Genomic DNA, 16,284 nt, shown 5'->3' with positions numbered 1-16,284 from the left:
GCCGTGCGCACCCCGGCGCTTGCAGCATGGTAACCTCATTCTTCCAAGGAGGAATTCATGAACGATATCACTGCACGCAGCGAACAGTACCGCGGTTTTACGATTTCCGTGACCCCGCAAAAGGATAACGACGATTTATGGGATTTTACCTACCTCCTGCAGCGCGAAGGCGAGCCGGAAGCGCAGGCGATCACGCGCAGCCGCACCCTGGGCGGCTACGCGGCCCCCGAAACGGCTTGCACGGCGGGCCTGCAAGTGGCCAGGACGGAAGTCGATAATCTGCTGCGCCCTTGAGCCAGCGTAAATCGTTTAGCCCGAAAGTGAGCCTGACTACGGCTGGCGCGTGAAACACGTCGCTGCCAGCCGCGCTTCATGCTACGATTTCCACTATTGAGTCAGTCACGAAGGAGGCACCCATGGATAGCAGTTCTAAAATTCACTATAAAGGCTGGGAAATCGTTCCCTTGGCCGTGCCCACCACCGACGGCAAATGGTCGGCCAGTTGCGACATCGAGCGCGCCACGGCCGAAGGCCTGGAAGTATTCGAAGGCTCGACCATGCAATTCGTACGCGACGACGAGGAGGGCGCCATTGCCGCCGCCTGCGAAGAAGCCGTGCGCCAGATCGACAACATCATCGCCAACCCGCTGGTGCGGCTGGCCTAGTTCTCTACTCTTTCAGTCATCGTGCTCCCGCAGCCGGCATCCGCCGGCTGTTTTTTTGCGCGCTGCCGGCGGCGCGTGTGCCTGCCCCCATCTTTTCATCCAGCATTGTTGCATGTTTCAATGTTATGTTTCAAAATGAAATTGTGAAACGATAATGAAACATCGCACGGGACAAACGTGACATCGTTGTTCCCTGGCGTGACAGCCCCGGAGCAGCGCTGGCTGGCACCTTGTCGCCTGTTTTCACTCTGCCGTCACGTGTTGTTCGCCGCGCCGCGCCGGCCTGGCACGGCATTTGCAATACTGATGCTCATAGCCACTCCGTGAAACATTCGGGACCATCCGAAACCCATAAGGTGAACACATGACTCAATACTCCGCAGGTGCCGCATTCCGCAAGGCCGTCCAGGAAGAATCCCCGTTGCAAGTCGTCGGCGCCATCAACGCCAACCACGCCTTGCTGGCCAAGCGCGCCGGCTATAAAGCCATCTACCTGTCCGGCGGCGGCGTCGCGGCCGGCTCGCTGGGCTTGCCCGACCTGGGTATTTCCAGCCTGGACGACGTGCTGACCGACATCCGCCGCATCACCGACGTGTGCGACCTGCCGCTGCTGGTCGACGCCGACACGGGCTTCGGTTCGTCCGCCTTCAACGTGGCGCGCACGGTGAAATCGATGATCAAGTTCGGCGCGGCCGGCCTGCACATCGAAGACCAGGTGGGCGCCAAGCGCTGCGGTCACCGTCCGGGCAAGGAAATCGTGAGCAAGGAAGAAATGGTCGACCGCATCAAGGCGGCCGTCGACGCGCGTACGGACCCGAACTTCGTCATCATGGCGCGCACCGATGCGCTGGCCGTCGATGGCCTGGAAGCGGCGCTGGAACGCGCCGTCGCCTGCGTCGAAGCGGGCGCCGACATGATCTTCCCGGAAGCCATCACGGACCTGGACATGTACGCCACGTTCGCCAAGGCCGTCAACGTGCCGATTTTGGCCAACATCACGGAATTCGGCTCCACGCCGCTGTTCACCCTGGACGAACTGCGCAGCGCCCACGTGGGCCTGGCCCTGTATCCGCTGTCGGCCTTCCGCGCCATGAACAAGGCGGCGGAAAACGTCTACCAGGCGCTGCGTCGCGACGGCACGCAAAAGAACGTCGTCGACACCATGCAGACGCGCATGGAGCTGTATGAATCGATCAATTACCACGATTTCGAGCAAAAGCTCGATGCGCTGTTCGCCGCGCAAAAGAAATAAGTAAAGAAAAGTAAAGAAGCAGGGGCCGCATGCCGGCCCCGCAGTGACGCAACCGAGACTAGTCAATTTTTGGAGAAATCAATGAACGCACCGCAAGTCGCCACTTTCAAGCCTAAAAAATCCGTCGCCCTGTCCGGCGTCACCGCCGGCAATACGGCGCTGTGCTCGGTCGGCAAGACCGGCAACGATTTGCACTACCGCGGCTATGACATCCTGGACGTGGCCGACAGCTGCGAGTTCGAGGAAATCGCCTACCTGCTGGTGCACGGCAAACTGCCGACAGCCGCTGAACTGAAAGGCTACAAGGCCAAGTTGAAATCCCTGCGCGGCTTGCCGTCGGCAGTGAAACTGGCGCTGGAAGCGCTGCCGGCCGCCGCTCACCCGATGGACGTGATGCGCACGGGCGTGTCCGTGCTGGGCTGCACACTGCCGGAAAAGGACGACCATAACGCGCCGGGCGCGCGCGACATCGCCGACCGCCTGATGGCGTCGTTCGGCTCCATGCTGCTGTACTGGTACCACTACAGCCATAACGGCAAGCGCATCGAAGTGGAAACGGACGACGACTCGATCGGCGGCCACTTCCTGCACCTGCTGCATGGCGAAAAACCGTCGGCGTCGTGGGAAAAAGCCATGCACACGTCGCTGATCCTGTACGCGGAACACGAATTCAACGCCTCGACCTTCACCAGCCGGGTCATCGCCGGCACGGGATCGGACATCCACTCGGCCATCACGGGCGCCATCGGCGCGCTGCGCGGCCCGAAACACGGCGGCGCGAATGAAGTGGCGCTGGATATCCAGAAACGCTACGACAACGCCGATGAAGCGGAAGCGGACATCCGCGAACGCGTGGCCAACAAGGAAGTGGTGATCGGCTTCGGCCACCCCGTCTACACGATTTCGGACCCGCGCAATAAAGTCATCAAGGAAGTGGCCCGTTCGCTGTCGCAGGAAGCCGGTTCCACCAAGATGTTTGACATCGCCGAGCGCCTGGAAACGGTCATGTGGGAAATCAAGAACATGTTCCCGAACCTGGACTGGTTCTCGGCCGTGTCGTACCACATGATGGGCGTGCCGACGGCGATGTTTACGCCGCTGTTCGTCATCTCGCGCACGTCGGGCTGGGCTGCCCACATCATCGAACAGCGCATCGACAACAAGATCATCCGCCCGAGCGCCAACTACGTGGGGCCGGAAGACCTGGAATTCGTGCCGATCAAGGACCGCAAATAATGAGCACCAACATGAACACCTTGCACCGCAAATCCTTGCCGGGCACCCAGCTAGACTACTTCGACACGCGTGCCGCCGTCGATGCGATCCAGCCAGGCGCCTACGCCACCTTGCCCTACACCTCGCGCGTGCTGGCGGAAAACCTCGTGCGCCGCTGCGACCCGGCGACCTTGAACGCTTCGCTGAGCCAATTCATCGAACGCCGCCGCGACCTGGACTTCCCATGGTTCCCCGCGCGCGTCGTCTGCCATGACATCCTGGGCCAGACGGCCCTGGTCGACCTGGCGGGCTTGCGCGACGCCATCGCGGCCCAGGGCGGCGACCCGGCCCTCGTCAACCCCGTCGTGCCGACGCAGCTGGTGGTCGACCACTCGCTGGCCGTCGAATGCGGCGGTTTCGACCCCGACGCCTTCGCCAAGAACCGCGCCATCGAAGACCGCCGCAACGAAGACCGTTTCGACTTCATCGACTGGACCAAGAAGGCCTTCAAGAACGTCGATGTGATTCCGCCGGGCAACGGCATCTTGCACCAGATCAATCTTGAGCGCATGTCGCCCGTGATCCAGGTGCAAAATGGTGTAGCCTATCCCGATACGCTGGTGGGCACGGATTCGCACACGCCGATGGTCGATGCGCTGGGCGTGATCGCCATCGGCGTGGGCGGCCTGGAAGCGGAAAGCGTGATGCTGGGCCGCGCCTCGTGGATGCGCCTGCCGGACATCATCGGCGTCAAGCTGACGGGTAAACCGCAGCCGGGCATCACGGCCACCGACACGGTGCTGGCGCTGACGGAATTCTTGCGCAAGCAGAAGGTCGTTTCGTCCTACCTGGAATTCTTTGGCGAAGGCGCTGCGCACCTGACCCTGGGCGACCGCGCCACGATTTCCAACATGGCGCCGGAGTTCGGCGCCACGGCCGCCATGTTCTACATCGACGCGCAAACCATCAAGTATTTGAAACTGACGGGCCGCGACGACGAACTGGTGAAACTGGTGGAGCTGTACGCCAAAGAGACGGGCCTGTGGGCCGACAGCCTGGTGGACGCGCAGTACGAGCGCGTCTTGAGCTTCGACCTGTCGTCCGTCGTGCGCAATATCGCCGGTCCGTCGAATCCGCACAACCGCGTGCCGACGTCGGAGCTGGCCGCGCGCGGGATTTCCGGCGTGGTGGAAAACGAACCGGGCAAGATGCCGGACGGCGCCGTCATCATCGCGGCCATCACCAGCTGCACCAACACGAACAACCCGCGCAACATGATCGCCGCCGGTTTGATCGCGCGCAATGCGAACCGCCTGGGCCTGACCCGCAAGCCGTGGGTGAAATCGTCGCTGGCGCCCGGCTCGAAAACCGTGGAACTGTATCTGCAGGAAGCGGGCCTGATGCCGGAGCTGGAGCAACTGGGCTTCGGTGTGGTGGCATTTGCCTGCACCTCGTGCAACGGCATGTCGGGCGCGCTCGACCCCGTGATCCAGGATGAAGTGGTGTCGCGCGACCTGTACGCCACGGCCGTCTTGTCGGGCAACCGCAACTTCGACGGCCGCATCCACCCGTACGCGAAACAGGCGTTCCTCGCCTCGCCGCCGCTGGTGGTGGCTTACGCGATCGCCGGCACCATCCGCTTCGATATCGAGAAGGATGTGCTGGGCCATGATGCGGATGGCAAGCCGATTCTGCTCAAGGATATCTGGCCGTCGGACGAGGAAATCGACGCCATCGTCGCTTCCAGCGTCAAGCCGGAGCAGTTCCGCAAGGTGTACATTCCGATGTTCGCCGCGCAGGCGGACGACGGCATCAAGGTCAGCCCTCTGTACGACTGGCGTCCGCAGACGACATACATCCGCCGTCCGCCGTACTGGGAAGGCGCGCTGGCTGGCGCGCGTCCCTTGAAAGGCATGCGTCCGCTGGCCGTCCTGGGCGACAACATCACCACCGACCACCTGTCGCCGTCGAACGCCATCATGCTCGATAGTGCGGCCGGCGAATACCTGGCGAAGATGGGCTTGCCCGAGGAAGACTTCAACTCTTACGCCACGCACCGGGGCGACCATCTGACGGCGCAGCGCGCCACGTTTGCCAACCCGACCCTGAAGAACGAGATGGTCATCGAGGATGGCAAAGTGAAAGCGGGTTCGCTCACGCGCATCGAGCCGGAAGGAAAAATCTCGCGCATGTGGGAAGCCATCGAGGTGTATATGGAGCGCAAGCAGCCATTGATCATCATCGCCGGTGCCGACTATGGCCAGGGCTCCTCGCGCGACTGGGCCGCCAAGGGCGTGCGCCTGGCCGGCGTGGAAGCCATCGTGGCCGAAGGTTTCGAACGCATCCACCGCACCAACCTGGTGGGCATGGGCGTCTTGCCGCTGGAATTTTTGGCTGGCGTGAACCGCAAGACCCTGGGCCTGGACGGCAGCGAAACCTATGACGTCGTCGGCGAGCGCACGCCGCGTTCCACCTTGACCTTGGTCATCCACCGCAAGAACGGCGAAACGGTCGAAGTGCCCGTCACTTGCCGCCTCGATACGGCGGAAGAGGTGTCTATCTACGAGGCGGGCGGCGTTCTTCAGCGCTTCGCGCAGGATTTCCTCGAGTCGTCCAAGGCAGCGTAAGCAGTTCGTCATTCACCGGGTGGCGCGCAGGCGCGCGTTGCCCGGCTTTTCAGGAAACCCTATGACCCACCTACCCCAAATCAAAATCCCTGCCACCTACATGCGCGGCGGCACCAGCAAGGGCGTGTTCTTCCGCCTGCAGGATTTGCCGGCCAGCGCGCAAGTGCCGGGCGCCGCGCGCGATGCGCTGCTGCTGCGCGTGATCGGCAGCCCCGACCCGTATGGCAAGCAGATCGACGGCATGGGCGGCGCTACCTCGAGCACCAGCAAGACGGTGATCCTGGCAAAAAGCGCCAAGCTTGACCACGACGTCGACTACCTGTTCGGCCAGGTCTCCATCGACAAGCCATTCGTCGACTGGAGCGGCAATTGCGGCAACCTGTCGGCCGCCGTCGGCTCGTTTGCCATCGCCAGCGGCCTGGTGGACGCCGCCCGCGTGCCGCAAAACGGCATCGCCACGGTGCGCATCTGGCAAGCCAATATCGGCAAGACCATCATTGCCCACGTGCCCATGACGCATGGCGAAGTGCAGGAAACGGGCGACTTCGAACTCGATGGCGTGACTTTCCCGGCCGCCGAAGTGAAACTGGAATTCCTCGATCCGGCGGCAGACGAGGAGGGCGGCGATGGGGCCAGCTCGGCTATGTTCCCTACCGGCAACCTCGTCGACGACCTGGAAGTACCCGGCATCGGTGTTTTAAAGGTCACGATGATCAACGCCGGCATCCCGACGATTTTTTTCGATGCGGACGCCATCGGCTACACGGGCACGGAACTGCAGGACGCCATCAATGGCGATCCGGTGGCGCTGGCCCGCTTCGAAACCATCCGCGCGTATGGCGCCTTGCGCATGGGACTCATCGCGCATGTCGATGAAGCGGCGAAACGCCAGCACACGCCGAAAGTGGCATTTGTCGCCAGGCCTGCCGGCTATGTCTCATCCAGCGGCAAGCAGGTGGCAGCGGGCGAGATCGACTTGCTGGTGCGCGCCATGTCGATGGGTAAATTACATCATGCCATGATGGGCACGGCCGCTGTCGCCATCGGCACGGCGGCAGCCATTCCCGGCACCCTGGTCAACCTGGCGGCCGGTGGCGGTCCCCGCAACTCGGTGCGCTTCGGCCACCCGTCCGGCACCCTGATGGTGGGGGCGGAAGCGGCGCTCGTCGATGGCGTGTGGAGCGTCACCAAGGCCATCATGAGCCGCAGCGCGCGCGTGCTGATGGAAGGGGCCGTGCGCGTTCCCGGCGACGCATTCTAGTCTGCGCAGCACGCACCTGGACTCGGCCTGACCGTGCACCTGCCGATAGATAGATACTTTTGCTGGTAAAAAAACTGAGCGGCAAGGAAAATGGCAGGGCGCCAGCCGCGATGCGCGTTAGCGTGTCGCGGATGTTGGCGGCCTCCCATGCTTCCTGACCGGTGAACAGATGTTATTTAACTCCTACGTCTTCCTTTTTGCTTTTCTACCCATCACGGTGGCGGGATTCTTCATCCTGGGCAGACGCAGCCAACTGGGGGCCGCCGCGTGGCTGGCGGGAGCATCGCTGTTCTTCTACGGCTATTGGGATTACCGCTACCTGCCGCTGCTGCTGGGCTCCATCCTCTTCAACTACGGTTGTGCGGCCTTGCTCGGCGCCAGTCCGCCATCGGGCCGAAAATGGCTCGTCACCGCCGCCATCGGCGCCAACCTGGGCTTGCTCGCTTATTACAAGTACGCGGGATTCTTTGTCTCCAGCCTGGCGGAATTGACGGCGCAACCGATGCCCGTCCTGCACGTGGTGCTGCCTATCGGGATATCGTTTTTCACGTTTACCCAGATCGCTTTTCTGGTCGACACCTATCAGGGCAAGGCGCAGGAAAACCGCTTTGTCCACTATCTGCTGTTTGTCACGTATTTCCCCCATCTGATCGCCGGCCCCGTATTGCACCACAAGGAGATGATGCCGCAGTTTGCGGACAAGCGAATTTTCCGTCTCTCGGCCAGGAACGTCGCTATCGGCTCGACGATTTTCTTCATCGGCCTGGCCAAGAAAGTACTGATCGCCGACAGCATCGCCCCGTATGCGGCGCCGTTGTTCGACAACCCGGCCGCGCCCTCGCTGCTGGTCGCCTGGGGCGGGGTATTGGCGTATGCCTTCCAACTGTACTTCGATTTTTCCGGCTATTCCGACATGGCCATTGGCTTGTCGCGCCTGTTCGGCGTGCGCCTTCCCCTGAATTTCGACTCGCCCTATAAATCGCGCAATATCGCGCAATTCTGGCGCCGCTGGCACATGACGCTATCGCGCTTCCTGCGCGATTACCTGTATATCCCGCTGGGCGGCAACCGCTGCGGGCCCGCGCGGCGCTACCTGAACCTGATGATCACGATGGTGCTGGGCGGCTTGTGGCATGGCGCTGGCTGGAATTTCATCGTCTGGGGCTTTTTGCACGGCGCCTACCTGGCCATCCACAAGGCCTGGAGCGCGGTGGCACAGCGCTTGCGCCTGCCGCTCGATAGCCGCGTCTGGAAAGTCGTGGCCACCCTCGTCACTTTTGCCTCCGTCTGCATTGCCTGGGTCTTTTTCCGCGCGCCGGACATGGCAACGTCGTGGCAGATACTGCAGGGCATGGCGGGCGCCCATGGCGTCGCGGCACCCGACGTGCTGGCCAGCCGTGTGCCGCCGCTGCAGCACCTGCTGGAGGCGATGGGGATGACGTTTTATCTGGGCGGTGGACGCTTGTTCGTCGAAACCTGGACGTGGATCGCCATCGCGGCGCTGCTGGCCTTTGCTTTCCCGAATACGCAGCAGATCATGCGCCGCTGTGGGCCTGCGCTGGACTTCCAGCGTGCCCACCCTGCAGGAATAACAGGCCCTGGCATGACGAGGCTGCTGACCTGGCGCGCTTCACCGGCGTGGGCTGCCGCCATCGCGCTGCTGGCACTGGCGAGCATCCTGGCCCTGAACCGGCCCGCCGAATTCTTGTATTTTCAGTTCTAGTGGAGAAGGAAAATGACAAGACCATCCTATAGGCGCTATCTGTCCACCTTGATGCTGGTGCTGCTTTCCTGCGCATGCCTGGTCTGCGCCTTCGTGTACATTGTCGACCCCTATAATCTGTATGGCGCGGTCAGGCGCGAAAACTTTAACGCCGTCAAGCCTGGCCTGAGCCGCTACCAGAGCCAGATCAAGCACGCACACGCGCTGCGTCTGCAGCCAAGCTTCATCATCCTGGGTAACTCGCGCGCCGAGATGGGTTTCGATCCGCGTGCCGCCGCATTTGGCGCAATGCAGGGTGATGGCTATAACATGGGGATACCAGGCACTGCGATGGCCATGGCCATCAGCCAGTTCGCCCAACTGACCCAGGCCGGTATCAAGCCGGGGACGGTGATCGTGGGAATTGAGTTCATTGATTTTCTGAAGCCGGCTGTCGCACCTCCGGTGCGCACAGAGGCGTCATCAGGCCATGTTCCGGGATTCTGGCGTTTCGATGCCTTGTTTTCTCTGGCTTCGGTGAAAGACGCCGTGAAGACTCCGTTCATCCAACATGACAGGGCGGCATTCACTATCGCGCCGAGCGGCCTCAATCCCGCGCTCGACTATGGCGCCCATGCGGTCCGCGATGGGTATTACAAGGTATTCAAGCATCGGGCGCAGAAAAGTGCCGCCAGATTTGTGAAAATGTCGAAGGCCGATTTTGCTGACGGCGATTTTCAGGCGATGCATGATTTTTTGGTGGCGATGTCGGCCACGCAAGCCGATATCAAGCTGGTGATCTATCCGTATCACGCACAGATGCTTACCCTGTTCGAAGGGGCTGGCCTGTGGCCCCTGTTCGAGGAGTGGAAACAGCAGGTCGTGCTGGAAGTGGCCTCCGTCAAGAAACAATATCCATCGGCCCGCATCAGCGTGACCGATTTCAGCGGCTTTGGCCCTTACAACTGCGAGCCGATTCCTGCCCAACAACAACGCCATGCCAGTACGCGCTGGTACTGGGAAGCAGGACACTTCAAGAGGGCACTGGGCGACATCGTCATGCAGCGTGTGATGACGCAAAAGGATGGGGCGCCGGTGGACGGCCAGTTCGGCATGCTCCTGACCGGTGCCACGCTGGCGGCGAATCGCGACAGGATCGCAGCCGAGCGCAGCGCCTGCGTGGCAGCGCAGCCGGACATGTTCCTTTTCTCCAAAAAACTGTTCGCAAGACCTTTGGAGGATGCACCAACAGATAAATAATAGTCAGCAGTACGCAAGCAGATAGTCCACATATCAAGGCCGGGCCTGTTCGCCCGAGCCTGAGACAGATTGCACGCACACCGGAGGAGACATGAATTTCGCAGCATTTTATCAACGCTCGATCGACACGCCTGACGCTTTCTGGCGCGAGGAAGCGGACAAGATAGCCTGGCATACCCCGTTTTCGCAAGTGCTCGATTATTCGCGGCCGCCGTTCGCCAAATGGTTCGTTGGCGGTACCACCAATTTGTGCCACAACGCCGTCGACCGCTGGGTGGAAAGCCAGGGCGATGCACCCGCCCTGATCGCCATTTCCACTGAAACGAATACGGAGCGCAGTTACAGCTTTCGCGAACTGCAGCGCGAAGTGGAACGCTGCGCCGCCATCCTGCTGTCGCTGGGCGTGGTCAAGGGCGACCGCGTCCTGATCTACATGCCGATGATCGCCGAGGCGGCGTTCGCCATGCTCGCGTGCGCGCGCATCGGCGCCGTGCATTCCGTGGTGTTCGGCGGCTTTGCGGCCAACAGCCTGGCCAGCCGCATCGACGATGCGCAGCCAAAACTGGTGTTTTCCGCCGATGCCGGTTCGCGCAACGGCAAGGCGATTGCCTACAAGCCGCTGCTCGACGAAGCCATCCGCATCGCTGCACACAAGCCGCAGCGGGTATTGCTGGTCGACCGCCAGCTGGTGCCGATGGAACTGACGCCGGGCCGGGACGTTGATTACGCTGCCCTGCGCGAGCAGCACCTGGATGCGCAGGTGCCCGTCACCTGGCTCGAATCGAACGAACCGTCGTATGTACTGTACACCTCGGGCACGACGGGCAAGCCGAAGGGCGTGCAGCGCGACGTGGGCGGCTATGCGGTGGCGCTGGCGTCGTCGATGCAGTACACATTTTGCGGCAAGCCCGGCGAAACCTTCTTTGCCACCTCGGATATCGGCTGGGTGGTGGGCCATTCCTACATCGTGTATGGCCCGCTGATCGCCGGCATGGCCACCATCCTGTACGAGGGCTTGCCCATCTGTCCCGATGCGGGCATCTGGTGGAGCATCGTTGAAAAATACAAGGTCACGCGCATGTTCTCGGCGCCGACGGCCATCCGCGTGCTGCGCAAGCACCCGGTGGAACTGATGCGCAAATACGACCTGTCGTCACTGAAGGCGCTGTACCTGGCGGGCGAGCCGCTCGATGAAACCACCTCGCAATGGATCGCCGATGAACTGAAGGTCGACATCATCGACAATTACTGGCAGACGGAGACGGGCTGGCCTATCCTCTCGGTGGCCAAGGGCGTGGCCGACACGCCGACGCGCCTGGGCAGCCCCGGCCTGGCCATGTACGGTTACCAGGTCAAGCTGCTCAACGAGGCGACGGGCGAGGAGTGCGGCGCCAACGAGAAGGGCGTGCTGGTACTGGAAGGCCCGCTGCCGCCCGGCTGCATGCAGACGGTCTACGGCGACGATGCGCGCTTCGTCGACACCTACTGGTCCACCTTCAGCGAACGGCAAGTGTATTCCACCTTCGACTGGGGCGTGCGCGACGCGGATGGCTATTACTTTATCCTGGGCCGCACCGACGACGTGATCAACGTGGCCGGCCACCGCCTCGGCACGCGCGAAATCGAGGAAAGCATCACCAGTCACCCGAACGTGTCGGAAGTGGCGGTGGTGGGCGTGGAAGACAAGCTCAAAGGCCAGGTGGCGATGGCTTTCGTGATCCTGAAGGACCCGCGGGGCTTCGACAGCGTCGAGGCGAAAGCGCTGCTGGAGCGCGAAGTGATGGCCGTCGTCGACCGCCAGCTGGGCGCCGTGGCGCGGCCGGCGCGCGTGCTGTTCGTGCCGCAACTGCCGAAAACGCGCTCGGGCAAGCTGCTGCGTCGCTCGATCCAGGCCATCTGCGAAGGCCGCAGCCCGGGCGACCTGACGTCGATGGACGATCCGGCATCGCTGCAGCAGATCCAGGCGGCGCTGGCGTAAGCGCTATGTTGCGAGCGAAGTTTATCAAACGATAAACTTCGCTTTCAAATCCGGTCGCTTTCCTTGCGCACGACCCTGCCCACGATCAGGCATTCATTGCCGCGGCACAGCTTGCGGTGGTATTTGCGCTGGTCCGGGTTGTCCGACGTCAGCCACCATTCGCCGATATCGCGCGCCATGCGCTTGACCACCGGTTCGCCCTCGTAATTGATGGCAAACACAATGCCATCGGCCGGCCGGTTGTCTGCCGTATTGATGATCACCACGTCGTCCTCGTACAGGGCCGGCTCCATGCTCTCGCCCTTGACCTTGATCGCCACCAGTTTTTCCGGGTGGTAGCCATTGCGCTCGACCCAGCTGCGCGGCACGCTGATAGTGCTGCCGTCGTGCGTTTCCGGTTCGATGGCAAAGCCCGTGATGCCGGCCGACAGGCGCAGTTTCACCTTGCGAATCGGGTAAAAGCGTTCATCTTCGCCATCTTCCACGACCACCGGCTGCACGCCGGCCAGCGCGCGTGCCGTCAGCGCCGCCTGCTCGGGCGCCGCGCCCTGGTCGAAATACATGCCATCCAGTTGCAGATCCGCTTCCAGCTTGCGCGCGATCTTTTCGCTGAAAGCGCGCCCCTCGCGGTAGGTGGGCGAGAGGATTTGCGAGATGCGCGCCTCGCTCCAGCCGCTGACGTCGGAAATTTTCTTGCGCGTGTTGTCGTAGTGCTCGCGGATCAGGGCCAGCAGGCGGTCGCGTCTGTATTGATACATATTCATCTCCACATTAAACCTGAAATTTACCGTTTGATAAATTACCAAATGCTTGACTTTAACATTAGCGATTGATAAAGTCCACTCGTTGCCTGTCGCAAACGCACTACAGCGTTTGCCGGCGGGCAGCACCACGGGAGGTCAGGCAGATGTTGAACAGCAGTCAATTGGTGGAAAGCAGGACGGCGCCACGGCAGGGGCGCCAGTTACAGGGGCGCAGCAAGAAGTCGCAGCTGCATATCGCCCGCATCGCGCAGTACATCCGCGAGCAGGGCCAGGCCAGCGCGGCGCAGTTGTCCGCCTTGCTGGGACTCGATGCGGGCACCATGAGCCGCTATCTGCGCCACATGTGCGGCCTGGGACAGATCCACTTGGCGCAGCGCCATTGCACGGAACCGGGGCGCCAGCGGCCTGCCCTGTACGCGCTGGGGGAGCAGGACGACGACGTCGATGGCTGGGCCGAATTGCCGCCGCAAGTGCGCCGCACGGCCAGCTGGGCGCGTGGCGCGGCGCGCCGCGATCCGCTGGTGGCGGCCCTGTTTGGCCCGGCGGGTAACTGAAACAAGAATCAACGAGGAGAAATCATGGGGTTTGCAGAAAAATTCATCGCATCGCTGTCATCGCAGAACCTGCGCGACGATGCCGTCCATCACGACCTGGACGTGATCGCGGCCGCCGCGCTGGCCGGCGACATGGGCGCCTTGCTGTGCCGCGTCAAGTACGCGGACGGCACCGTCAGCCGCCTGTTCGAGGGCAATGCGGGCAACCTGGCCCAATTGCTGCGCGCCTGGACGGCGGCCGTGACGCAGAAGGGCCGCGCGCGGCGCTGGGTCAAGGCGCAGACGGCCTGGGATGCGCAGGCGGCCAACACCTTGTATCGCCGCGTGGCCGAAGCGTCGCTCGCGCATTGGCTCGACAGCAAATGCAAGGTCTGCCACGGCACTGGTGTCGTCGCTGCCATGCAGGCTGGCGCGCCGCTCGTCTGCCAGGCTTGCCGCGGCGCCGGCGAAGCGGCCATCAGCTGCTCCGGCGGCTTCGAGCTCGAACGCATCAAGGATATGGTCAGCGAGCTGGAAGCCATCTTCCAGTCGCACGGCGCCCGCGCCATGCGCCGCCTCGGCCACTGAAATTTTTTTTGCAATATGCCTGGCGCTGAAAAAAATGCCCCTACAATAGAGTCTCGATCACGCAGCAACGGCAACACAGCTAACACCCGCAGTACACCACATGCTTCTCCACTCGTAATAGACGCGCTTTCGGCGCGACACCGATAGGGGAAATCAGCGCAGCGAACGGCCTTCATGGCCCCTTCGCCCACCTTCCGTCCGGCATGGCCCCGCGCCATCCGGACGCCAGCCCGCCGCCTCACCGCGTGCGGGCTTTTTATTTTCCTGGTTATCGGCAGTTCCCCCTCAAGACCGCAGATGCGGTCTTTTTTTTCATCCCACGAAAGGTATTACTTATGGCATCGACAGCAAACGGCATCGACAGCTTGATCGTTATCAGCAAACAAAGCGCCGAAGGCAGCAAGGCCGCCGCCGGCGGCGGCCAGATTTATCCCCGCGTCACGGCCACTTTCGACACGGAAGCAGACAAGTACGCAAGCGCCGAAATCGACGCCAGCCAGCAGCAGGGCGATACCCGCCTGGGCAACTTCCGCACCACGGGCGCCATCAAGGCCGAAGCGGCGTGCGGCACGTATGCGCCGCTGATGGCTGCGCTGCTGCGCCGCGACTTCACGGCAGGCGGCGTGGCTGCCGCGCAAACGACCATCGCCGCCGTCGCCACCGGCCTGACGCGCAGCGCCGGCTCCTGGCTGGCGGAAGGTTTCCGTGCCGGCAGCGTGGTGCGCATCACCGGCATGACGGCGCCGGCCGCTGCCAACAACGCGAAGAATTTCTTCGTCACGTCGGTGACGGCCACCAACCTGAATGGCCAGTTCATGGATGGCTCGGCGATGATCGTCAAGGCGGCCGGCGACTCGGTCGGCGTGGCGGCGGTCGGCAAGCGCAGCTTCACCCCGTTGACGGGCCATACCACCGACTGGTTCACGGCCGAAGTGCAGGATCCGAAGATCGGCGTGCACCGCAGCTTCGTCGACCAGCTGGTGAGCAAGATGGATATCGCCGTGCAGCCGAACGGCATCACCAGCCTGGACTTCACCCTGATGGGCAAGGCGGAAGGCCCGACCACGGCCGTGCCGTACTTCCCCACGCCGCTGGCCGCGCCGGGCACCGGTAAATTTTCGGGCGCCACGGCGATGCTGTCCGTGAACGGCATCCCGTCGCAGATCTGCACCGGCATGTCCGTCTCGCTGGACGGCCAGGTCAAGGTCGACCCGGTGATCGGCTCGAAGTACGCCACGGCCGCCTCGCGCGGCAAGGTAATGGGTTCGGGCCAGTTCACAGTGCTGCTGCAGGATGCCACCTACCTCGACTACTTCAAGTCCGAGACGGAAATCCCGCTGGCCTACGCCATGGCGTCGGGCACGGCGCCGACGGCCGACGTGCTGGCGCTGGCCATGGGCCGCATCAAGATCACCTCGGCCAAGATCGACGACGGCGAGAAGAACAAGATCGTCACCTGCGCCTTCGACGTCCTGCGCTACAAGGGCGCCGACGCGCAGCACGAAGCGACCACCTTGAGCATCCAGGACAGCGCACTGTAAGCGGCTAGCGCCTGCACCGGGGCCGCCGTGATGGCGGCCCTTTTACTTTTACCCCAATCAAGAAAGAAAAATACATATGAACAACGCACAAATGATCGCCTCGGCTGGTTTCGATATCTCCCTGTTGAATGATGGTAACAAGGCTGTGGACCAGGTTCACCTGGTGTCGGTGTTGTTTGACGAAGACGGCGCGCACAAGGCGGGCTTTGACATCGTCAGCAAAAATTCTGACCAGTATCGTGCCGTGATTCGCGAAACGTCGGTGGTGGCGATCAAGCGCTCGGTGCAAAAAAGCAAGCAGATCGATGCGAAGACCGATGAAGGCGCGGCGGAACTGTATGACCTGGCGGAAAACCGCAACATGAAGATCGCCATCGCGGTGGTGGTGGGCATGCCTGGTTTCGTCGACAAAGGCGTCCCGGTACAGCCTTCCCCGGCTTTGCTGAAGGCGATTTTTGAAAAAATGCCGTCCTGGCAGGAAAAAGTGCTGGCTGCACTCGAGGCGGACGGCAATTTTTTGACGGTCTAGCCGCCGCCTTGCTGCTCTTTGCCGACGAACAGTTCGAGCGTTCGGCAAAGGCGGCCGATGGCAATGCGAAAGGCGAGCACCTGGATGCCGCGAAGCGCCATCCACTCTACCGGGAGCCGCAGGCTCCCGTTCGCGCGCAACTGCCGTTTGAACTGGCGCATGTGTGGCAGTTTTTCGTGCAGATGAGTCGCAAGCGGCAAAACGGCATGGCGGTCAATCCCTTGAGCAGCCTGGATATCCTGGCATGGCAACTGCGGCATCGTGTCCGTCTGACGGCATGGGAAGAGGAGCTGGTCGATCAGCTCGACGCTGCCTATATCTCCCATCAAAACAGTTCGCTTTAGCCCTGGTTTTGCCCTGATTTTTACA

Annotated in this window: 15 protein-coding genes; 14 read left to right on the top strand and 1 reads right to left on the bottom strand. The window is 62.3% G+C overall.

Annotation, left to right across the window (positions count from 1 at the left end; genetic code table 11):
• Positions 1-57 precede the first annotated feature (57 nt).
• From O3299_RS10205 to O3299_RS10165, 9 genes are all read left to right on the top strand, one after another.
• Positions 58-294, top strand: a complete 237-nt coding sequence (locus tag O3299_RS10205; protein ID WP_305062241.1) for a hypothetical protein — start codon at positions 58-60, stop codon at positions 292-294.
• A gap of 122 nt (positions 295-416) precedes the next feature.
• The gene (locus O3299_RS10200; RefSeq protein ID WP_034783948.1) at positions 417-665 is read left to right on the top strand and encodes a hypothetical protein; all 249 of its coding nucleotides are present in this window, start codon (positions 417-419) and stop codon (positions 663-665) included.
• A gap of 364 nt (positions 666-1,029) precedes the next feature.
• On the top strand, positions 1,030-1,917 hold the full coding sequence (gene prpB / locus O3299_RS10195; RefSeq protein WP_034783951.1) for a methylisocitrate lyase: 888 nt from the start codon (positions 1,030-1,032) through the stop codon (positions 1,915-1,917).
• An 81-nt stretch (positions 1,918-1,998) separates the two neighbouring features.
• The gene (gene prpC / locus O3299_RS10190) at positions 1,999-3,153 is read left to right on the top strand and encodes a 2-methylcitrate synthase (protein ID WP_305062240.1); all 1,155 of its coding nucleotides are present in this window, start codon (positions 1,999-2,001) and stop codon (positions 3,151-3,153) included.
• Between the two features lie 11 nt (positions 3,154-3,164).
• Positions 3,165-5,759 carry a Fe/S-dependent 2-methylisocitrate dehydratase AcnD gene (gene acnD / locus O3299_RS10185; RefSeq protein ID WP_305062239.1) on the top strand — a complete coding sequence of 865 codons (2,595 nt, stop codon included), beginning with the start codon at positions 3,165-3,167 and terminating at the stop codon, positions 5,757-5,759.
• A 61-nt stretch (positions 5,760-5,820) separates the two neighbouring features.
• Positions 5,821-7,020, top strand: coding sequence for a 2-methylaconitate cis-trans isomerase PrpF (gene prpF / locus O3299_RS10180; RefSeq protein ID WP_305062238.1), 1,200 nt, complete (start codon positions 5,821-5,823; stop codon positions 7,018-7,020).
• Between the two features lie 169 nt (positions 7,021-7,189).
• Positions 7,190-8,743 carry an MBOAT family protein gene (locus O3299_RS10175; RefSeq protein ID WP_305062237.1) on the top strand — a complete coding sequence of 518 codons (1,554 nt, stop codon included), beginning with the start codon at positions 7,190-7,192 and terminating at the stop codon, positions 8,741-8,743.
• Between the two features lie 12 nt (positions 8,744-8,755).
• Entirely contained in the window at positions 8,756-9,982 is a 1,227-nt protein-coding gene (locus O3299_RS10170) for a hypothetical protein (RefSeq protein WP_305062236.1), read from the top strand.
• A 91-nt stretch (positions 9,983-10,073) separates the two neighbouring features.
• Positions 10,074-11,960 carry a propionate--CoA ligase gene (locus O3299_RS10165; protein ID WP_305062235.1) on the top strand — a complete coding sequence of 629 codons (1,887 nt, stop codon included), beginning with the start codon at positions 10,074-10,076 and terminating at the stop codon, positions 11,958-11,960.
• Positions 11,961-12,004: 44 nt separating this feature from the next.
• Here O3299_RS10165 and O3299_RS10160 read toward each other — a convergent pair whose 3' ends face one another.
• A complete protein-coding gene (locus tag O3299_RS10160) occupies positions 12,005-12,718 on the bottom strand; it encodes a S24 family peptidase (protein ID WP_305062234.1) in 714 nt (237 codons plus the stop codon).
• A gap of 149 nt (positions 12,719-12,867) precedes the next feature.
• Here O3299_RS10160 and O3299_RS10155 point away from each other — a divergent pair, with 149 nt between their 5' ends.
• The 5 genes from O3299_RS10155 (at position 12,868) to O3299_RS10135 (ending at position 16,259) form a co-directional block, all read left to right on the top strand.
• Positions 12,868-13,278 (top strand): hypothetical protein, encoded by a 411-nt coding sequence (locus O3299_RS10155; protein WP_305062233.1) that lies wholly within the window; start codon positions 12,868-12,870, stop codon positions 13,276-13,278.
• Between the two features lie 24 nt (positions 13,279-13,302).
• Entirely contained in the window at positions 13,303-13,845 is a 543-nt protein-coding gene (locus tag O3299_RS10150; RefSeq protein WP_289897415.1) for a hypothetical protein, read from the top strand.
• Between the two features lie 335 nt (positions 13,846-14,180).
• Positions 14,181-15,386, top strand: a complete 1,206-nt coding sequence (locus O3299_RS10145; RefSeq protein WP_305052511.1) for a phage tail tube protein — start codon at positions 14,181-14,183, stop codon at positions 15,384-15,386.
• A gap of 76 nt (positions 15,387-15,462) precedes the next feature.
• Positions 15,463-15,915 (top strand): hypothetical protein, encoded by a 453-nt coding sequence (locus tag O3299_RS10140; protein ID WP_099667435.1) that lies wholly within the window; start codon positions 15,463-15,465, stop codon positions 15,913-15,915.
• Positions 15,916-15,923: 8 nt separating this feature from the next.
• Positions 15,924-16,259: a hypothetical protein gene (locus O3299_RS10135; RefSeq protein WP_099667436.1), complete on the top strand. Its 336-nt coding sequence runs from the start codon at positions 15,924-15,926 to the stop codon at positions 16,257-16,259.
• The last annotated feature ends 25 nt before the right edge of the window (positions 16,260-16,284 follow it).

This window comes from Janthinobacterium sp. SUN176, from assembly GCF_030587335.1.
In the GTDB taxonomy this organism is placed as follows: Bacteria; Pseudomonadota; Gammaproteobacteria; order Burkholderiales; family Burkholderiaceae_D; genus Janthinobacterium; species Janthinobacterium kumbetense.
Note: the sequence above shows the minus strand (reverse complement) of the source record. Positions and strands in the feature narration are given on the sequence as shown.